This window comes from Micromonospora sp. IBHARD004 (assembly GCF_052814115.1).
In genome coordinates this window covers 1,089,487-1,109,139 of record NZ_CP199934.1, presented here as the reverse complement: position 1 = coordinate 1,109,139, position 19,653 = coordinate 1,089,487, and the positions used below count along the sequence as shown (strand labels likewise).

Genomic DNA, 19,653 nt, shown 5'->3' with positions numbered 1-19,653 from the left:
GTGGTCACCTTCCGGTACGGGCGCGGACCAGCTTCGGCACCGCGGCCAGCCCGGTGATCGGGCGGAACTGTCGGGCCTCGGTGGCCAGGGCGGCGTACTCGTCGTCGGTCAGGTCGATCTCGGCGGCGGCCGCGTTGCGTTCCATCTGCTCCACGCCGGACGCGCCGGGGATGGCCACCACGTTGGGGTGACGCAGCAGGTAGGCCAGGGCGATCTGGCTGGGGGTGGCGTCGTGGGCGTCGGCGACCTCGCGCAGCGTGGCGATCAGCGCGGCACCGCGCTCCAGGTTCTCCGGCAGGAAGTACGCGTTGGCCCGGCGTATCGCCCCGCTCGGCGGATTCTTCGCGTCGTACCGGCCGGAGAGGAAGCCCTGCCCCAGCGGGCTGTACGCGATGACGATCCGGCCGGCCTGCTCCGCGTACGGGATCAGGTCCTCCTCGGGGCCGCGGTCGACCATGCTGTAGCGGACCTGGTTGCTCAGCACCCGGCGGCCCAGCGCGGCCTCGGCGAACCGCCAGCGGCGCAGGTTGTAGTTGCTGACCCCGACCTCGCCGACCAGCCCGACGTCCTGCAGGGCGCGCATGCCGCGCATGGTGGTGGTGTCGGCGACCACCGGGTTGGGCTGGTGCACCTGGTAGAGGTCGATGCTGCCGACCCCGAGCCGGGCGGCGGAGGCGACCGCGCGCTGCTGGACCACCGCGGCGATCGGCAGCACCGGGAAGATCTTGCTGGCCACCACGACCTTGGCCCGGTCGTCGCCGAGCGCCGCGCCGAGGATCCGCTCGCTGCGGCCGAACCCGTACAGCTCGGCGGTGTCGAAGAGGGTGACGCCCAGCTCCAGCGCCCGCCGGACGATCTCCGCCGCCCGGCGCTCGAAGTCGGGGCCGTAGCCCCACTCCTTCGACCCGAACTGCCAGGTGCCGAGGCCGATCTTCGAGATCGGCTTGGGCGTGTCGAGCTGGACGAAGCGCATGGCCTCGAAGCTACCCCGCAGGGCGGGTCGGCACGCCCGTTCCGCGACCGGTCCCCGCCTCCGCCACGACCTCTGAGCGCCGCACCGTGCGGGCGGGACTAGGGTCGTGATCGTGACCTACCTTGCCGCCGATGAGCGCTACGACACGATGACCTACCGGCGGAGCGGGCGCAGCGGGCTCCGGCTGCCCGCCATCTCGCTCGGGCTGTGGCACAACTTCGGGCCGGACCGGCCGTTCGAGCGGCAGCGGGACATCGTCCGGCGCGCCTTCGACCTCGGCATCACCCACTTCGACCTGGCCAACAACTACGGCCCGCCGCCCGGCTCGGCGGAGGAGAACTTCGGCCGGCTGCTCGCCACCGACCTCAAGCCGTACCGGGACGAGCTGGTCGTCTCCAGCAAGGCCGGATATCTGATGTGGCCCGGCCCGTACGGCGAGTGGGGCTCCCGCAAGTACCTGATCTCCTCGCTGGACCAGTCGCTGCGCCGGATGGGCCTCGACTACGTCGACGTCTTCTACTCCCACCGGTTCGACCCGGACACTCCGCTGGAGGAGACGATGGGCGCGCTCGACGCCATCGTCCGCTCCGGCAAGGCGCTCTACGTCGGTATCTCCAACTACAACTCCGAGCAGACCGCCCGGGCCGCGGCGGTCCTGCGCGACCTGGGTACGCCCCTGCTGATCAACCAGCCGTCGTACTCGATGCTCAACCGCTGGACGGAGGACGACGGCCTGCTCGACACGCTGGAGAAGGTCGGCGCCGGCTGCATCGCGTACAGCCCGCTCGCGCAGGGCCTGCTCACCGACCGCTACCTGGGCGGCATCCCCGAGGACTCCCGGGTCCGCACCAGCGTCTTCCTCAACGAGAGCGACCTCAGCGCGGAGAAGATGGCCACCATCCGGTCGCTCGCCGCGATCGCCGAGCGGCGCGGCCAGTCGCTGGCCCAGCTGGCGCTGGCCTGGGCGCTGCGCGACCCGCGGATGACCAGCCTGATCATCGGCGCGAGCAGCGTGGCCCAGTTGGAGGGGAACGTGGCCGCGCTGGACAACCTCGACTTCACCGCCGAGGAGCTGGCCGAGATCGACCACCACCTGGGCTGACCCGCGCTCACCTGCCCTTCCTCGACCGGGATCTGGTGCGCCAACGGTGGACGGGTCTTTGCGCGGTGCTGCACGACGCCGAGGGCGACCCGGCCGAGCTGCACTTCTGGGGCTTCTCCGGGGACTGACCGGGCTCACCAGATCCGGCGGCGGCCGGCGCGGTGGTTGCGTACCCCGCAGGGACGGCCGACCGGCACGCTGCCGGCCCGGCGCAGCCGGATCCCGACGGTGGCGGCCAGCAGCGCGGTGACCGCGGCGGCGGCCCCGACCACCAGCGGCCAGCGGACACCGCCGAGGTCGGTCACCGAGGCCACCGGCACCCCGGCCTCCGCTGCCGGGACGCCGGCCGCGCCGCTTGGCGTGGCGGCCGGCGGGACGGTACGCGGGGCGGCCCGCTTCGTGGCGGCGGCGGCCGGGCTGGCCGACGGGCCGCCACGGGCACCGGACGCGGCGCCGGAGGACGACCGGAACACCACGTCGGAGCAGGAGTAGTAGGTGTCCTGGGTGTCGGAGTTCTGCCAGATGATGTAGATCAGGTGCCGGCCGCTGCGGTCCGCGGGCAGCCGCCCCGGCATCTGGTACGCGCCGGCCCGCAGCGGCGGGTCGGTGACCGTCAGGAACGGCCGCGGGTCGAGGTCGGCCCAGGTCAGCCGTCGGCTCGGGTCGTAGGAGGCGGTGGTGGCGTAGAGCCGGAACGTGCCCCGGTGCGGGATCGTGGTCCGGTACCGGAACGTGTACCGGCCACCGGAGGTCAGCGTCGTCGCCGGCCAGTCGGTGCGTGGCAGGTCCAGCCCCCGGTACGCGGAGAGCCCGCCGCTGCACAGCTCGCCGTCGGGGATCCGCTCCCGGTCCCGGCCGTCGATCCGGGCGACCCGGATGTTGTCCCACTCCCGCACCGCGGCACCGGCCGCGATCGCCGCGCGGCAGGCCGGCGTCGCCGCGTGACCGCCCTCCGGGCCGCAGGCCGCCGCCCGGCTGAGCGGATTGGTCGGTGCGCCGTGCGCGGCGGCGGGCGCGGCGGTGAGCAGCAGCGTCGCGGCGGCGGCCGCGACGGCGGCGAGGATTCGGCATACGGCCATGTGATCGACCTCCGCCCACTGGTACGGGCACGCGAGGTCAACAGTTCGACGGGGCGACGAGCGGTCCGGGCAGCGGTACATTTCCCTGACTGGATACGTTCGGAAGTCCTCGTCGTCGAGGGCTGGGCAGAGGAGATGCCGATGTCCCGCTTCGCCCGCACCCGACTCCTGCCCGCTCTTCTGCTCGGCCTCGTCTCTTTCGTCGTCCCCGCCGCCCCGGCCCACGCGGCGGAGCGGGTGGACCTGTTCGTCTCGGACGTCAGCGACAGTCCCGATCCGGTGCTCGCCGGCTCGAACGTCTCCTACACGGTCGCCGTGGGAAACCGTGGCCCCGGTACGGCGACCGGCACGCGGCTGACCGCCCCGCTGCCCGCCGGGGTGTCCTTCCGGCCGCTGGACTGGGACGACCGGTGCGGCGCGACGACGACCCTGGTGACCTGCGACCTGGCGACGTTGGGTGCGAGCGGGATGGTGTCCCCGTTGATCATCCAGGTCACGCCGACCGTGGCCGGCACGCTCTCGATGACCTTCACGGTGTCCGCCGCGGAACCCGACAGGGACCCGTCCGACAACGCCCGGACGGCGACCACGACGGTGACGGCGCCGACCGAGGCCGACGTCGCGCTCCAGCTGAACGGGCCGTACGGTCCCGTCCACGCGGGGACGTTGTTCTTCATCTCCGCGACGATGTCCAACGCGGGTCCGGCCACCGCGACCGGCGTGACCGCACGGCTGCGGATTCCGGCCGGCCTCTCGATCCACTCCAGCGCGTCCTGCGTCCCGGACGGGGCCGACCCCGTCTGCACCCTCGGACCGACGGAGCTGCCCCCGTCGACGGGGGCCGTCGCGCCGATCGGGGTGACCGCGTCCGCGCCGGGGACCTGGACGATCTCCGGCTTGATCAGCGCGGACCAGCCGGACCCGCAACCGACGAACAACGCCGCGGCCGTCACGGTCACCGTCCTGCCCGCCGCGGACCTGGCCGTGACGATCGGCGAATCCGCCGACCCGACCCCGCCCGGCCGGCCGCTCACCTACACGCTGACCGTCACCAACCACGGCCCGTCGCCGTCCGCCGCCCACCTCGTCCACGAGTGGTCGACGACAGTGCCCGGTGGGCTCACGCTGCTCTCCGTCGACGCCTCGCAGGGCGGCTGCGGCTCGCCCGGCGCCGGCCAGGTGGAATGCGACCTCGGCACGCTCGCCGGCGGAGCGAGCGCGACCGTGGCGGTCGACCTGCGGCCCCATGGCCCGGGCACGGTGACCAACCAGGCCCGGGTGACCGGCAGCGAATACGACCCGGACCGGACGAACGACGTGGCCGGCGAGACCACCGTCGTGGGCTGAGCGATCCGACCGAGTGCTCGGAGCAGCTCGGCATGCCCGGCCCCGACCCGCAACATCGCCGCCACCACGATCGCCGACCTCAACGCCGTCGAGCGCCACGGCGCGGACGGCGTCACCGCCCCGGATCTGCTGACCGGTCGGACCACGCAGGACGGTCCGCTCACGGGGCGGCGGGCGGGGCGGGCTTGCACCTACAGTGACGGCACCCTGTGATCCAAGGAGCGTGCCGTGCCCGAGCCGTCATCGGCGCCAGATTCTCCCCGGACCGCCGCGGCGGCCGGGCCTTCGGAGGGCGGCGTCCCCGCCGACGCCACGCCCTACCTGCTCGTCATGCCCACCACCGACGGGGCGCCGCCGGGGCTGGTGTGGCCCGGCCAGGAGGGCCAGCCGGCCTGGGCGATCCCGGTCACCGTCCCGGCCGGCACCAACGGATACGCCGTTTTTCTGCCGCTGGTGCCGGCCCCCGCGGCCGAGGGGCCGGCCGCCCCGGTCCCCGTCGCCCAGCAGGCCGCGGCGGGCGCTCCGGCCCGGGTGATCCCCGCGCAGATCGTGACGCCCGGTGCGACCCAGGTCGCCGCGCCGGCGCCGGTCGGGCCGGAGGCGTCCGTGCCTGCGGGCGTCGCCGAAGCCGACCGCCCGACCCCTGGTGCCCCGGCAGCGGGCGCGGACGGCTCGGCCGAGCAGACCGGCACGAACGGCCCGGAAACGGCCACGGCCGAGGGCTCCTCGCCCGCCACCGGCGCGTCTGCGCAGCCCACCGCCGTCAGCGCGGCGGCGGGCTCGGGCGACGCGGACCCCTCCGCGCCCGCACCGACATCTCCCGGTTCGACGCAGCCCGCGACGCCGACGGCCGCCGGCGCGACGCCGTCCGGGCCCGCGCCGACCGTGCCGCAGCAGCGTCCCGTCCCGGGCGGGGCCGCGCCGCAGCCGCACGCCGTCCCCGGGGCCCCGATGCCGCCGTACGGCGCGCAGCCGGCGCCGCCCTGGGCGACCTTCCCGCCGCAGCCGGGCGCGGCCTGGACGCCCCGCCCGTCGACGCCCCGGACCTCGTTCCTCGGCGCCCGGTGGCCGGGGCCGAAGCCGGCCACCGGCCGGGCCACCCCGCTCGCGGTGGTCGCCGGCGCGCTCGGGATCGCGTTCTTCGTTCCGCTGAGCCGGACGGGCATCGGCTGGTTCCTCGGCTGGCTCGTGCTGACCGTCGGCGTGGTCGCCGCGGTCCGGCGGGGCACCGCCGAGCTGCCCCGCACCGAACGTCTGATCCGTGGCGGCTGGGCGGTGGCGGCCCTGGCGCTGCTCTCCGTCCTCGCCTTCCGCAACGCCTGGTGGCTGGTGACGTTCTGCGTCCTCGGCGCGCTCGCCTGCGCGACGCTGGCCATCGTGGGCGGCCGGCTGGTCCGCTCGATCCTGTTCAGCCTGGTGGCCGCGCCGTTCGCGGCGCTCCGCGGCCTGCCCTGGGTACGCCGGCACATCACGGCCTCCCCGGACACGGGCATGGTCCGCCGGGTCGCCGGTTCGGTCGTCGCGACCGCGGTGGTGCTGCTGGTCTTCGGCACCCTGCTCTCCTCGGCCGACGCGGCCTTCTCCGAGGTCCTCGGCGCGATCGTCCCGGAGATCAACATCGGTACGGTGTTCCGCTGGATCTTCCTGGCCGGGCTGGGCGCGCTGATCGCGGTCGCCGCCGTCTACACGCTGGCCGCCCCGCCGGACCTCTCCACCGTGGACAAGCCGAGCAGCCGCAACCTCGGCCTGCTGGAGTGGGGCCCGGCCATCGGCGCGTTGACGCTGCTCTTCGCCGGCTTCGTCGTCGTGCAGTTCACCGTGCTCTTCGGCGGCCAACGGCACGTCCAGAAGGTCGCCGGCCTCAGCTACTCCGAGTACGCCCGAAGCGGCTTCTGGCAGCTGCTCTTCGTCACCCTGCTGACCCTGGCGGTGCTCGGTGCGGTGAGCCGCTGGGCCAGCCGGGAGCGCAAGGCCGAGCGCACCGCGCTGCGCGTCCTGCTCGGCCTGCTCAGCGCGCTCAGCGTGGTGATCGTGGTGTCGGCGCTGTCGCGCATGTACACATACCAGAAGGTCTACAGCTTCACCGGCGAGCGGATCTTCGTGATGGCGTTCGAGCTGCTGCTCGGGGCGGTCTTCCTGATGATCCTGGCCGCCGGGATCCGCTGGCGAGGCCGGTGGATCCCCGGCGCGACCGTGGGGCTGGCCGTGGTGATGCTGCTCAGCCTGGCCGTGCTCAACCCGGAGGACTACGCCGCCCAGCGCAACATCGCCCGGTACAAGCAGACCGGCAAGATCGACGCCTGGTACCTGCGGGCGCTCTCCGCCGACGCCACGCCGGCCCTGACGAAGCTCCCCGACCCGGTACGTCGGTGCACGCTGAGCTGGGTCGACGACGACCTGGCCGAGCCCGACCCCTGGTACGCCTGGAACCTGGGCCGGTACCGGGCCCGTCAGGCCCTCGACCGGATCGGGAAGGACGCCGTCGGCGGGCCGCGGGACTGCCGGGCGGCGGATCAGTTCGACCTGCCCAAGAGCCGCCGTACGCGCTGACGCCCGTCGGGCGGGGACGAGGAACGCCCTGGACCGGGATCAGCTCCCGATCCAGGGCGTTTCGCGTCAGGGGCGGTCGTCGAGGAGTCGGTCGAGGTTGACGGCGGTGCTGATCAGCGAGAGGTGGCTGAACGCCTGCGGAAAGTTGCCGACCTGCTCGCCGGTGGGCGCGATCTCCTCCGAGTAGAGGCCGAGGTCGCTGCTGTACGTGAGCATCTTCTCGAAGATCAGTCGGGCTTCGTCGAGCCGACCGGAGTGCGCGAGCGCCCGGACGTACCAGAACGTGCACATGCTGAAGGTGCCCTCGCTGCCGCGCAGGCCGTCGGGTGAGGCGGCCGGCTCGTACCGGTAGACGAGGCTGTCGGAGACGAGCTCGGCGTCCATGGCCCGCAGGGTCGACTGCCACATCGGGTCGGCCGGCGACACGAATCCGACGCCGGGCATGGTGAGCAGCGCCGCGTCCAGGACGTCGGTCGCGTAGTGCTGCACGAAGGCACCGCGTCCGGGGTGGAAGCCGCGCGCCATGATCTGTTCGAAGATGTCGTTGCGGGCGTTCGCCCAGCGGGTGGTGTCGGCCGGCCGGCCATGGCGGTGGGCGAGACGGATGACGCGGTCGAGTGCCACCCAGGACATCAGTCGCCCATAGGTGAAGTCCTGCCGGCCGGCGCGGGTCTCCCAGATCCCGTCCTCGGGTTGGTCCCAGTGGTCGCAGAGCCAGTCAGTCTGTCGCCGCACGTTCAGCCACCCCTGGTATGAGCCCTGAAACCCGTGGCAGTCCGCGAGGTACAGCGCGGTCATCGCCTCACCGTAGATGTCGAGTTGCAGTTGGTCGGCCGCGCCGTTGCCCACGCGCACCGGGCTGGATCCGCGGTATCCCTCGAAGTGGTCGAGCACCTCCTCGGTGAGATCGGGTGAGCCGTCGACCCGGTACATGACCTGGAGCGGCACGCCGGCAGCCGCCGAGTCGCGGATGCGGTCGTTGAGCCACGCCAGATAGCGGCCGGCCTCGTCCGTAAAGCCCAGTCCGAGCAGCGCGTGCACGGAGAAGGACGCGTCCCGGATCCAGGTGTAGCGGTAGTCCCAGTTGCGCTCGCCGCCGATCTGCTCGGGCAGTCCGGCGGTGGGGGCGGCGATCAGCGCGCCGGTCGGGGCGTACGTCATCAGCTTGAGCGTCATCGCGGACCGCTCGACCATCTCCCGCCACCGACCGGCGTAGTGGGAGCGGTCGAGCCAACGCCGCCAGAAGTCGCTGGTCTGCTCGAGCATCTCGCACACCTCACCCGAACTGAGCACGCGTGGCGGGTCAGGCGACGCTGTTTCCAGCACGACGCCACCGATTTCGCCCTCTCGGAACGTGCCGATCGCAGACACGCCCTCGCTGGTACGCCGGATGTAGTCGACCCCGATCTCGACGTCGCGGACGTGGTTCAGGGTGAGGGTGAGGCTGGGAGTGCGGTAGACGACGCCGTCCGGATACTCCTCGAGTTCGTGCGGATCGCGCCCGTAGTTGAACCGCGGTTGGCACTCGACGCGGAACCGCATCGTGCCGCGGACGATCCGGATCACGCGGACCAAGCGGTGCCGGTCTGTGGCGCAATCTCCCGCAACGGGCATGAAATCCACGAGTTCACCCACGCCGTCCGCGCTGAGAAAGCGGGTAATCAGGATAGGCGTTCCAGGCACATACAGCTGTTTGCTCCGGTAGTCGACCCCGACGGGCGAAACCTGGAAGTACCCACCCTTGTGCCGATCGAGCAGGCCACCGAAGATGCTCGGCGAGTCGAAGCGGGGAGCGCAGAACCAGTCCAACGTCCCGTCGCTGCTCACCAGCGCCGCGGTCTGCAGGTCGCCGATCAAGCCGTGGCCCTCCACGGCAGGGTACGAATCCACCAGACCTCCCCGCCTTCGCCGCACCGACTGCGGCGACTACCCGCAGGCAGGCGGGGCACACCATCTGCTGCAGGCCTGCCTCGAAAGCAGCGTCCCAGTGTGTTGCTCGCCGCTCTCCCGCATCCGGGCATCCATGCAGACGACGCTGCGGCTTTCCGGCTTCAACTTCGGCGGCTGCACTACCGCTTCGCGACCTGCTGGCGATACTGGCCGCCCGCGACGCGCCTCCCCGGTCACTCAAGCCGGCCGGTGCCGGTGCGACGAGCAGCCTTCATCGGGATCGTGGTTAGTCAAACCGCAGGTGGGGTACGCATTCGGGACGCGTGTGAAGGCCCGTTGAGCACAGCCTTTCTTGCCGACGACCTACCCGAGAGGAACAACGGTGTCACACGAGTATCACAAAAAACCCGAGGCAATTTCTCGGCTGTCGCCGGAGCAGTACCGAGTCACTCAGGAAGCTGGGACAGAGCCATCCTTCGACAATGCCTATTGGGACAACAAGGAGCCGGGCATCTACGTCGACATCGTGTCCGGCGAACCGCTGTTCGCTTCCGTCAACAAGTATGACAGCGGTACCGGCTGGCCGACTTTTACCATGCCGATCGAACCGAAGAACGTGGTCGAAGTCCGAGACTCGAGCCTCGGCGTGATCCGCACCGAGGTCCGGTCGGCGCACGGGGACAGTCACCTCGGCCATGTGTTTGACGATGGTCCCGCGGAAACTGGCGGGTTGCGCTACTGCATGAACTCGGCCGCATTTCGGTTCATTCGGCGCGACGACCTCGAGCATGAAGGCTATGGCGAGTATCGCAAGTTGTTTGAGCACCCAGACGGGGGAGCGAAGCGATGACCGACACGACTGAGAAGGCGATCCTGGCTGGCGGCTGCTTTTGGGGAATGCAAGACCTCATCCGGAAACGCGCCGGCGTGCTCACCACCAGGGTCGGATACACCGGCGGGGACGTGCCGAACGCGACTTACCAAAACCATGGTTCCCACGCCGAGGCGATCGAGATCGTTTTCGACCCCGAGAAACTGTCCTACCGAGACCTTCTCGAGTTCTTCTTCCAAGTCCACGACCCGACAACGAAGAATCGTCAAGGCAACGATGTAGGGACCAGCTACCGGTCAGCCATCTTCTACAGCAACGACCAGCAGCGGCACGTCGCAGAAGAGACGATCGCCGACGTCGACGCCTCTGGCCTGTGGCCCGGCAAGGTGGTCACCGAGGTCAGCCCTGCTGGACCCTTCTGGGAGGCCGAGCCTGAACACCAGGACTATCTGGAGCGGTATCCCGCGGGTTACACGTGCCACTACGTCCGGCCGGACTGGAAGCTTCCCCGTCGCGGGGAGAACGCCAGTTAGTGCTCCAGCCCGGGAGGGTGCCTGTCTCACCAACTCAGTGACCCACGGGCACGCCAGGTGTGGGCGCCGGGCCAGGTGGTGTTCGGGCCCATGACTCGCGCGGGCCCGGCCCGTCGTGGAAGGCCGTGCGGGATTGCTCGTTTGGCCCGCGACCCGGGGAACGGCCTCCTACGCTCGGACAGATGGGGTGGCGTGCCTCTGCCGACCTGGCTCAAGTCCGGGCAGCACCCTGACCCCGCTCGATCTCCCATGAGCTCGAACCCGAACGGAGACCCACGTGGCTGTCAAGACGGAAGCGCCACCGCGCGCCACAGAGATCCGACCGTTCACGGTAGAGATCCCCGAGGCGGACCTCAAGGCGCTCCGTGCGCGCATCGCGGCCACGCGCTGGCCGGAAAAGGAGACCGTTGCAGATCAGTCGCAGGGCGTGCCGCTCGAGACGATCCAGGCACTCGCGCGCTACTGGGAGAAGGAATACGACTGGCGCAAGGTCGAGGCGCGGCTGAACGCCCTACCGAATTTCGTCACCGAGATCGACGGGCTCGACATCCACTTCATCCACGTCCGATCGAAGCATGACGACGCGCTGCCGCTCATCGTCACGCACGGGTGGCCGGGCTCGGTCATCGAGCAGCTGAAGATCGTCGGTCCGCTCACCGACCCGACGGCGCATGGCGCGGACGCGTCGGACGCCTTCCATCTGGTGATTCCGTCGATGCCCGGCTACGGTTTTTCGGGCAAGCCGACCCAGCCCGGCTGGGGCCCCGAGCGCATCGCACGCGCCTGGATCGAGCTGATGAAGCGCCTCGGCTACACGCGATTCGTCGCCCAGGGCGGCGACTGGGGCGCACTGATCACCGACGTCATGGGTTTGCAGGCGCCTCCGGAACTGATCGGCATTCACACCAACATGCCGGGCATCTTTCCGCCCGAGATCGACGCGCTGTTCCAGTCCGACATCACCGGGATAAACAAGGCACTAGGCAAGCTGCCCTCCAATCTCTCAGAAGAAGAAAAGCGCGCCTGCGAGCAGTTGGACTTCTTCTGGAAGCATGCCGCCTACGCCCTCATGATGGGGCGCCCCGAGACGCTGACCGGACTCGCGGACTCGCCCATCGCTCTGGCGAGCTACATGCTCGACCATGACGCCGCCAGCCTGGAGCTGATCTGCCGGACCTTCGCCGGACAACCCGTCGGCCTTACGCGTGACGATGTCCTCGACAACGTCACGCTCTTCTGGCTGACGAACACGGGGGTTTCTGCATCGCGTCTCTACGCGGAAAACAAGCTCTCCTTCTTCGCCGCCAAGGGCGTCTCCATCCCGGTTGCCGTGAGCGTCTTTCCTGACGAGCTCTATCAGGCACCGAAGAGTTGGGCAGAGCAGGCGTATCCCAATCTCATCCACTACAACAGGCTCGACAAGGGCGGGCACTTCGCGGCCTGGGAACAGCCGCAACTCCTGTCCGAAGAGGTTCGTGCCGGCTTCCGGTCGCTTCGCTAGATGACCGTCCTCGAACGTCTACACATGCCCTCGCTCGGCGGGGCGACCGAGTGGCTCAACTCCGAGCCACTCGGCCCCGCCGAGTTGCGCCGTCACGTCGTCCTCGTGAACTTCTGGACGCTGACGTGTATCAACTGGCTGCGCCAGGAGCCGTACGTCCGTGCGTGGTCGCAGGCCTACCGCAACGACGGGTTGGTCGTCATCGGAGTCCACACGCCGGAGTTCTCGTTCGAGCACGAGATCGACCGGGTGCGACCGGCGATCACGGCGCGAGGGATCGACTACCCGGTCGCGGTCGACAACGACTACGAAATCTGGAGCGCCTTCGACAACCACTACTGGCCGGCGCTCTACTTCGTCGACGCGGACGGAATCATTCGCGACCACCACTTCGGCGAAGGACGCTACGAGCAATCGGAGCGCGTCATCCAGCGGCTGCTCGGCATCGAGCGCGAGCTCGTCCCCGTCGAAGGGCTCGGTGTGGAGGCCGAGGCCGACTGGGACCACCTGCGTACGCCCGAGACGTATCTCGGCTACGGGCGCAGCGAGCACTTCGCGTCACCGGACGACGCCGCGTTCGACGAACGCCGCGCCTACGAGCTCCCCGAGAGCCTGCGCTTCAACCACTGGGCGCTCGCCGGCGAGTGGACGATTGGGTCGGAGAGTGTCGTGCTCGACCAGGCCGGCGGGAGCATCGCCTACCGGTTCCACGCGCGCGACGCGCATCTCGTGCTGTCTCCCGGAGCGCGGGAGCCCATCCCTTTCCGCGTGCTCCTCGACGGCGAAGCTCCGGGCCCGTCACACGGCGTCGACGTCGACGAAAATGGGAACGGCCTGCTCCGGGACGGCCGCCTGTACCAGCTCGTGCGCGAGCAAGACGCGGTCCGCGAACGGACCCTGGAGATTACGTTCCTCGAGCCCGGCGCCGAGGCGTACGTATTTACGTTCGGGTAGCCAGAGCTGGCGACATCCCTGCGGTCCGTCAGGATGCACCGCCGTGGCTACTCGACTCGGCCTTACCCGATCTGGTTAGCGAGCCTGTGCGGCGCGGCGGTAAGCGAGCAGACCGGCGACGAGGCCGGCGAGGCCGAGCAGGATGCCGGCGATGCCGTAGGCAGTGCCGTTGTTGCTGTCCTTGACGCTGTCGTTGCTCGTGGCGGCTAGGGCCACGGGGGCGGCGGCGGGCGTGGCGGCGTCCTTCTTCGCCAGCTTCAGCACGGGCGCGGGGTGCTCGGGCTCAGCGCCGCTGGTCGGCTCCTCGATCCACCGCACCACATCGCCGTCGGAGTAGGTCTGCAGGGCCTCCCCGAGGGTGATGGCGGCGACAGTAGCGGCGATGGTGGCCGCTCGCGTGAGCAGGGGCCGGTTCATGCCAGGGCGTCCTCATTTTCTCGATCTAGGCGCCGGGCGCCTCCGGCACCTTCTGTTAGTCGTCCGTCACTCGCGGGTAGTTCCCGACGTCCTTCAACCGGGTCTCATACTCCCCGCAGACGAATCGATCAAGGGAGCACACAGGCCCCCTTCGCGCGCACTACTGTGACAAAAGTCAACATCGTTCTACTACGCCTTGTCGTAATGGAGAATGGTGGCCGGCGGCGGACAGCATCGGGTATCGCCCGGGCAGGCGACCGGACCGGAGGTTGTGGTGGCGACAGGCGAGGACGAGCAGGTCACGGCGTGGGCACTGGCTGCGGGCCGCGGGGACCAGCAGGCATTGGCGGCCTTCGTGCGGACGACCCAGCACCAGACCTGGCGGTTCCTGCACCACCTGCTCGGTTCGTCAGACACCGATGATCTGGTGCAGGAGACCTACCTGCGCGCGCTGCGCAGTCTGCCGCGGTTCGAGGGTCGGTCATCGGCGCGGACGTGGTTGTTCGGCATCGCCCGGCGGGTGGCCGCTGACCACCTGCGCGCGACCGCGACGCGTCCCCGAACGACCCCGCTCGACGAATGGGAGCCGCCAGCCGGTGGTGGGCGGTTCGAGGACGAGGTGGTGCTGGGCCGGTTGCTGCTGGGTCTGTCGCCGGAGCGGCGGGAGGCGTTCATCGCCACGCAGGTTCTGGGGCTGTCGTACGCGGAGGCAGCGCAGGTGTGCGGGTGCCCGGTCGGGACGATTCGTTCCCGGGTCGCCCGGGCCCGCGACGACCTGGTCGTCGCGGTTGAGGGCCAGTTCGACCGGCGGGCAGGCCGTGCCGGCTGAGGGCCGCAGGTAGGAGAGTTCGACCCATCTGGCGGCGCCGGGAACCGACTAGGGGCGGCAAACGACTATCGGTATATGCGGTGTGAGCAGTGGCGGGAGATCCTGTCGGCCCAACTCGACGGCGAGGAGACGCCGGCGGAGCGGGCCGGGGCCGAAGAGCACCTGGACTCGTGTGAGAACTGCCAAAGGTGGTTCGATGCGGCGGCCGCGGTGACCCGGCGGACCCGTACGCAGGTCGTGACGTCGCTGCCCGATCTGACCAATGCGATCCTCGCCGCCGCACCGCCGCCGGCCCGCCGGTCGCGATGGCGGCCCACCGCGGCGTGGCGCGGTCGGCTGGTGGCCGGGCTCCGTGGTGTGCTGGCCCTGCTCGGCGCGGTGCAACTGGTGCTTGGCCTCGCTCAGGTCGGCACGGGAGCGATCACGGGTCACCTGCACGCCGGACAGCACCTGTGGCACGAGTCCGCGGCGTGGAACGTGGCGGTCGGTGCAGGCTTCCTGCTCGTGGCGCTGCGGCGGACCCCGCCGGCCGGTCTGCTGCCAATGCTCAGCGTCTTCGTTGCGACCCTGGTGCTGCTGTCGGTGAACGACCTGATCACGGCGCAGGTCGCGATGACCCGGCTGGTCAGTCACGGGTTCCTGCTGGGTGGCTACCTGATCACCGTGTTGCTGTCCCGCCCCGGCCTGCGGCCCGGCGGCCCACCACCGCAACAGGGTCAGCCGCAGCCGTCCCGGTGGCGGGCCCAACTCGAGGACACCGAGCAGCCATCGGTCCCGCTGCGGCTGCTGCCGCAGCAGCAGCCATACTCAGCGCAAGCTGTACACCGTCGCGCCGCGTGACACCCACGGCCCCGCTCCTTCATGGATGACAGGTCAGTCCCAGGACCTGCGTGACACTCCGCGCCTGTAGAACCGGCCCGACCTCTACCGTCGGCAGGGCGGGTGAACAGGAACGACAAGGGGCGTCCGTCATGTCTGACGGACGCCCTGGTCATTAAGGGTGGAGCCGAGGGGACTCGAACCCCTGACCTCCACACTGCCAGGGGGATCTCCCGAACCCCCTGACCTGGCGTGGCGCTGACCTGCGGCCAGCCATCCACTCTCTCCGTCAGTCCCCGTCAATCCCCCCACATGACCTGTCGACCTGGCACAGATCTGGCACGTCCTACGGGTCGCGCGGGGCACCAGCGACCTCTTCGGTATGAAGGAACGATCATGCGGCTGTGGCCTGCCACAACACTTGTTCGGAGCTGGGGCAAGCCGCCGCTATGCGCCGCGCGGCCTGACCTCGACCCCCGCGCCGGCCTGAATGATCTCCCAGAACTCCTTCGGGAGCTGCGAAACCAGGTCCTCCAACTCGTCCTTGCTCACGGCCTCACCGATGGTGCTGAGCACGGCCCGCATACCTGCGTCGGCCATCGCCACATCGACCCCGGCGCGTCTCGCCACCCGCTCGACAAACTGGTCCAGCTCGAACGGCTCGGCGTTCTGCGACCCGATAGCGGTGGTGGTCTTGTGCAGATGCTGCCGTAGCTCTCTCGGAAGCTGCCCGGCGATGTTGCTCGCTTGACCGGCGGTGACCCGGTCGGTCAACGTTTCCAATGTCGCGCGGCTGACTGCTTCGGCCTTCTCCGACGGCACCCCGGCACGCCTTGCCACAACCTCAACGAATTCGCCGTAGTTCACCTCGAAGCCTCCTCTCCGACGAGACCGTCTACCCGCGCCCCTCACGGTGAAACGGCCTCCTCGCCCGGACGGACGACTCCTCGACGAAACGACCCTTCGCCTTGCGGGGCGTGCGGCCAGACGCCGCTTCGCGCATAGCCCCGCCCAGAACTTGGCGCCCTCGGTGGCCTGCACGGCATCATCCCCCTTTCCCACGCGGGCACGCCGGGCGGGCGTCTGGCCTGGTGGAGGTGTGAACCCCGGGAGACGTGCGGCTGCGTCGGTCACCTCGGATCATCGGCCGTGAGCGGGTCGCGTTGTCTGCCCTCATCTCGGCACGTTGCTGTCACCGTTGCTGTCGATTACCGCTGCTTCGCCACCGCCTCCACAACCGGTACCCCACGATCACATTGCCGACGCCGAGCAGCGCTAGGACGCCAACCGTCAGCCAGAACCCGACGGCCGGTACGGCGGACATGGCCTCGTCGTAGGGCGGCGGATCAAAGCGACGCAGTACGCCCCGCAGGCCGAGCGCAAGCGCCCCCGCCGCGGCGAACGCCGCTACCGCCGACACCACCAGGCGGGACCTGACACTGGCCAGGATCCTGGCAAGCACGCCGGCCACGACACCCAGCGCGGCGACCATGAAGAGCGGTTGCCCGGAGTCACGTAAACACGTGTCCGTTTACCGCATCCCGCCGAGCCACTAGTACCACATCCGCTGGCCTCCGGTCACTGGACGGTAGCGCCCAAACCGCTGCGCGCCATCCAAAGGCAGCGCTCACCCGGCGGCCGGCAGATCGGCGATCCGTGTGCCGAGATCAAGCTCCAGCGGGCCCCGGGTCTGAAAGCCCCGGCCGAACAACTCCTTCGACCGGTCCTGCACCTCCGGGGCGGCGACCAACTCCTGGAACCGGCGGCCGTCGGCGCGTACGGCCTCGGCCGGCGGCAGCGTCAGCTCGTTGATCGCCCGCTTCGTGGTCTGAATCGCCGCCGAAGGAAAGGACGCGATCCGTCGGGCCAGCGTGGCCACGAACTCATCGAGCTCGGCGTCCGGCAGCGCCCGGTTGATCCACCCATACCGCTCCGCGAGATCGGCGTCCGCGTCCTGCGCGCCGAGGATCATCTCCATGGCCCGTCCTCGGCCGAGCAGGCGCGCCAGGTGCTGTACGCCACCAGCCCCGGGTGCCACACCGAAACCGCACTCGGGCTGGCCGAGCAACGCGTTCTCCCGCGCTGCGAAGCGCATGTCGCAGGCGAGCGCGAACTCGCTGCCCGCTCCCCGAGCCCGTCCGCGCAGCTTCGCGATCGTGACGACCGGCACCTCGCTCAGCTTGCGTAGCACCATCCCGAGAAAGGCGTCCTGCGGACCCCCGCCCGCCTTGGCCGCCTCGGCCGAGTACTCGGCGACCTTGGTTAGATCCACGTGAGAGATGAAAAAGTCCGGGTCGGCGCTGTCGAAGACGACTACCCGTACCTCGGTGGTCCTGGTCAGTCGGTCAAGCAGGGTGACCAGGTCCCGTACCAACTCCGGGCCGATCATGTTGATCGGCGGCGCGTCCAGCGTCACCGTCAGGACGCCGCCGGTCAGCTCCGTACGCAGGGTCTCGAACGAGGCGTTCACCTGCCTGCTCCTCTCCGTCGCGCGACCGGGGCCGCGGGCAGCGGCGGTGGGATCCGCGGGGCGACCAGCGCCGGGGCCCCGCGTCACCCGACGGATCGGCGCCCGATGGTCGCTGTCGATCGTACGGACTGGCTCCGTCCGGTCGTGGCGCTTCGCGCGACGAACAGCGATCCCGCCTCCCCGAATGCCTCGGGGATCGAGGCGTTCATGAACAGCCCGAACAGCATCGAGATCAGCAGCATCCCCCGCACGGGTGCTCGTCTGGCGTCGGTCAGGGTGACGGCCCACCGTGGTGAAGGCCCAAGCCTGGAAGACCGCGAGGTAAAGGACCACGGTCTCGGCGAGGCCTGTCCCGGTGAGGTGCTCCAGCAGGTAGTGCGACCTCGTACTGTCGCGAGTCCGGGCCAGCGAACCGCTCCCACTCAGCACCATCGCGCGACTTCTCAGGGGCGGGCGTCGAGCAGTCGGTCGAGGTCCACGGCCGTGCCGATCAGGGAGAGGTGGCTGAACGCCTGCGGGAAGTTGCCGGCCTGCTCACCGGTGGGTGCGATCTCCTCTGAGTAGAGGCCGAGTGGACTGCTGTAGGTGAGCATCTTCTCCAAGGTCAGCGTGGCGTCGTCGAGCCGTCCGGACTCGGCGAGGGCCCGGACGTACCAAAAGGTGCACATGGTGAAGGTGCTCTCCTGGCCGGGAAGGCCGTCGGGCGAGGCGGCCGGGTCGTACCGGTAGACCAGGCTGTCGGACACGAGCTCCGCGTCCATCGCCCGCAGCGTCGACTGCCACATCGGATCCATTGACGAGACTAATCCGACGCCGGGCATGGCGAGCAGCGACGCGTCCAGGACGTCGGTCGCGTAGTGCTGGACGAAGGCACCGCGTCCGGGGTGGAAGCCACGGGCCATGATCTGTTCGTAGATCTGGTTTCGGGTACGCACCCACCGGTCGGTGTCGGCCGGTCGTCCGCGTCGGTGCGCGAGGCGGACAGCCCGGTCGAGAGCCACCCACGACATCAGACGCCCGTAGGTGAAGTCCTGGCGGCCGCCACGGGTTTCCCAGATCCCGTCTTCGGGCTGGTCCCAGTGCTCGCAGACCCAGTCCACCAGTCGCACGGTGTTCAGCCACAACTCGTGAGAGGCCTGCAGACCATGGCTGTCGGCCTCGTGGAGGCCGTTGAGTACCTCGCCGTAGATGTCGAGTTGCAGCTGGTTCGCGGCACCATTGCCGACCCGCACGGGCGCTGATCCGCGGTAACCCTCGAAGTGGTCGAGCATCTCCTCGGAGAGATCGGGTGAGCCGTCGACGCGGTACATGATCTGCAGCGGCACCTCCCGGTCCCTGGCCTCCCGGACCCGGTCGTCGACCCAGTGCATGTGCCGCCACGTTTCGTCGGTGAAGCCCAGCTTGAGCAGGGTGTGTACGGCGATTGACGCGTCGCGGATCCAGGTGTAGCGGTAGTCCCAGTTGCGCTGGCCACCGATCTGCTCGGGCAGCCCGGCGGTGGGGGCGGCGATGAGCGCGCCGGTCGGCGCGTACGTCATGAGCTTGAGCGTCATCGCCGACCGCTCGACCATCTCCCGCCAGCGGCCGGTGTAGCGGGAGCGGTCGAGCCAGCGCCGCCAGAAGTCGCGGGTCTGCTCCAGCAGCTCCTGCACCTCGCCCGGGGTGTAGAAGCGCGGCCGGTCAGGCGACACTCCTGTCTCCAGAACGACACCCCCGGACTCGCCCTCGCGCAGCGTGGCGAGTCTCCATATGCCGCCCTCGTTACGCCGGACTCCCTGCTCGCCCGGCCGGGTTTCGGGAAATCGAATGAGGCTCGTGGCAAGGGAGAGCGCAGGGCTGCGGAACACCTGCCCCTCGGGGTACACGTCGAGCTCGTGCGGATCCCGTCCATAGTTGAAGCGGGGTTCGCAGTCGATCCGGAACCGCATCGTGCCTCGGACCATCCGCAGCATCCGCACCAGGCGGTGACGGTCGGTAGGCTGATCCCCCGCGACGGGCATGAAATCCACCAGCTCACCCACGCCGTCCGCGCTGAGAAAGCGGGTGATCAGGATCGGCGTGCCGGGCAGGTACAACTGCTTACTCACATAGTCGACGCCCTCGGGTGAGACCTTGAAGTGCCCACCCTTGTGCCGATCGAGCAGACCGCCGAACAGGCTCGGCGAGTCGAACCGAGGGGCGCAGAACCAGTCCACCGTCCCGTCCATCGCCACCAGCGCCGCGGTCTGCAGATCACCGATCAAGCCGTGGGCCTCCACCGCAGGGTACGAGTCCACCCAGCCCTCCCCACCTCATCTCACCATTACCAGACTACCCTTTACCGGGGCGAAACGCCTATAACTGCTTGTAACCCACAA

Annotated in this window: 18 protein-coding genes; 9 read left to right on the top strand and 9 right to left on the bottom strand. The window is 69.8% G+C overall.

The features are described from left to right. Positions 1-4 precede the first annotated feature (4 nt). Positions 5-973 carry an aldo/keto reductase gene (locus tag ACTWO6_RS05480; RefSeq protein WP_446218554.1) on the bottom strand — a complete coding sequence of 323 codons (969 nt, stop codon included), beginning with the start codon at positions 971-973 and terminating at the stop codon, positions 5-7. 106 nt (positions 974-1,079) lie between these two features. On the opposite strand from ACTWO6_RS05480, the gene mgrA reads away from it, so the two are divergent. After that, positions 1,080-2,075, top strand: coding sequence for an L-glyceraldehyde 3-phosphate reductase (gene mgrA / locus ACTWO6_RS05475; RefSeq protein ID WP_446218553.1), 996 nt, complete (start codon positions 1,080-1,082; stop codon positions 2,073-2,075). Positions 2,076-2,209: 134 nt separating this feature from the next. Here the strand turns inward: mgrA and ACTWO6_RS05470 are convergent, their stop codons facing one another. After that, a complete protein-coding gene (locus ACTWO6_RS05470) occupies positions 2,210-3,154 on the bottom strand; it encodes a lytic polysaccharide monooxygenase auxiliary activity family 9 protein (protein WP_446218552.1) in 945 nt (314 codons plus the stop codon). A gap of 141 nt (positions 3,155-3,295) precedes the next feature. Here ACTWO6_RS05470 and ACTWO6_RS05465 point away from each other — a divergent pair, with 141 nt between their 5' ends. Both ACTWO6_RS05465 and ACTWO6_RS05460 read left to right on the top strand, forming a co-directional pair. Next, positions 3,296-4,501: a hypothetical protein gene (locus tag ACTWO6_RS05465; RefSeq protein WP_446218551.1), complete on the top strand. Its 1,206-nt coding sequence runs from the start codon at positions 3,296-3,298 to the stop codon at positions 4,499-4,501. Between the two features lie 228 nt (positions 4,502-4,729). Further along, on the top strand, positions 4,730-7,051 hold the full coding sequence (locus ACTWO6_RS05460) for a DUF4153 domain-containing protein (protein ID WP_446218550.1): 2,322 nt from the start codon (positions 4,730-4,732) through the stop codon (positions 7,049-7,051). Between the two features lie 66 nt (positions 7,052-7,117). Here the strand turns inward: ACTWO6_RS05460 and ACTWO6_RS05455 are convergent, their stop codons facing one another. Then, positions 7,118-8,941, bottom strand: coding sequence for a glycoside hydrolase family 15 protein (locus ACTWO6_RS05455; protein ID WP_446218548.1), 1,824 nt, complete (start codon positions 8,939-8,941; stop codon positions 7,118-7,120). A 382-nt stretch (positions 8,942-9,323) separates the two neighbouring features. On the opposite strand from ACTWO6_RS05455, the gene msrB reads away from it, so the two are divergent. The 4 genes from msrB (at position 9,324) to ACTWO6_RS05435 (ending at position 12,761) form a co-directional block, all read left to right on the top strand. Continuing rightward, complete coding sequence (msrB, locus tag ACTWO6_RS05450) at positions 9,324-9,791, top strand: peptide-methionine (R)-S-oxide reductase MsrB (RefSeq protein WP_446218546.1); 468 nt, start codon at positions 9,324-9,326, stop codon at positions 9,789-9,791. Further along, complete coding sequence (msrA, locus tag ACTWO6_RS05445) at positions 9,788-10,306, top strand: peptide-methionine (S)-S-oxide reductase MsrA (protein WP_446218544.1); 519 nt, start codon at positions 9,788-9,790, stop codon at positions 10,304-10,306. The genes msrB and msrA overlap by 4 nt, the downstream gene beginning before the upstream one ends. A 277-nt stretch (positions 10,307-10,583) precedes the next feature. Next, positions 10,584-11,807 (top strand): epoxide hydrolase family protein, encoded by a 1,224-nt coding sequence (locus ACTWO6_RS05440; RefSeq protein WP_446218543.1) that lies wholly within the window; start codon positions 10,584-10,586, stop codon positions 11,805-11,807. Next, a complete protein-coding gene (locus ACTWO6_RS05435; protein WP_446218542.1) occupies positions 11,808-12,761 on the top strand; it encodes a redoxin domain-containing protein in 954 nt (317 codons plus the stop codon). It begins immediately after the preceding gene. Between the two features lie 75 nt (positions 12,762-12,836). Here the strand turns inward: ACTWO6_RS05435 and ACTWO6_RS05430 are convergent, their stop codons facing one another. Beyond that, entirely contained in the window at positions 12,837-13,178 is a 342-nt protein-coding gene (locus ACTWO6_RS05430; RefSeq protein ID WP_446218541.1) for a DUF1775 domain-containing protein, read from the bottom strand. Between the two features lie 211 nt (positions 13,179-13,389). On the opposite strand from ACTWO6_RS05430, the gene ACTWO6_RS05425 reads away from it, so the two are divergent. Together ACTWO6_RS05425 and ACTWO6_RS05420 are read left to right on the top strand one after the other, a co-directional pair. Next, the gene (locus ACTWO6_RS05425) at positions 13,390-14,007 is read left to right on the top strand and encodes a sigma-70 family RNA polymerase sigma factor (RefSeq protein ID WP_446218540.1); all 618 of its coding nucleotides are present in this window, start codon (positions 13,390-13,392) and stop codon (positions 14,005-14,007) included. A 75-nt stretch (positions 14,008-14,082) separates the two neighbouring features. Beyond that, entirely contained in the window at positions 14,083-14,847 is a 765-nt protein-coding gene (locus ACTWO6_RS05420; RefSeq protein WP_446218539.1) for a zf-HC2 domain-containing protein, read from the top strand. 426 nt (positions 14,848-15,273) lie between these two features. Here the strand turns inward: ACTWO6_RS05420 and ACTWO6_RS05415 are convergent, their stop codons facing one another. From ACTWO6_RS05415 to ACTWO6_RS05395, 5 genes are all read right to left on the bottom strand, one after another. Further along, positions 15,274-15,693, bottom strand: coding sequence for a DUF2267 domain-containing protein (locus ACTWO6_RS05415; protein WP_446218538.1), 420 nt, complete (start codon positions 15,691-15,693; stop codon positions 15,274-15,276). Positions 15,694-16,018: 325 nt separating this feature from the next. Continuing rightward, positions 16,019-16,318 (bottom strand): hypothetical protein, encoded by a 300-nt coding sequence (locus ACTWO6_RS05410; protein ID WP_446218537.1) that lies wholly within the window; start codon positions 16,316-16,318, stop codon positions 16,019-16,021. Positions 16,319-16,453: 135 nt separating this feature from the next. Next, complete coding sequence (locus ACTWO6_RS05405) at positions 16,454-17,296, bottom strand: enoyl-CoA hydratase/isomerase family protein (RefSeq protein WP_446218536.1); 843 nt, start codon at positions 17,294-17,296, stop codon at positions 16,454-16,456. A gap of 83 nt (positions 17,297-17,379) precedes the next feature. Beyond that, on the bottom strand, positions 17,380-17,547 hold the full coding sequence (locus ACTWO6_RS05400) for a hypothetical protein (RefSeq protein ID WP_446218535.1): 168 nt from the start codon (positions 17,545-17,547) through the stop codon (positions 17,380-17,382). 192 nt (positions 17,548-17,739) lie between these two features. Next, positions 17,740-19,572 carry a glycoside hydrolase family 15 protein gene (locus tag ACTWO6_RS05395; protein WP_446218534.1) on the bottom strand — a complete coding sequence of 611 codons (1,833 nt, stop codon included), beginning with the start codon at positions 19,570-19,572 and terminating at the stop codon, positions 17,740-17,742. Positions 19,573-19,653: the final 81 nt, after the last annotated feature.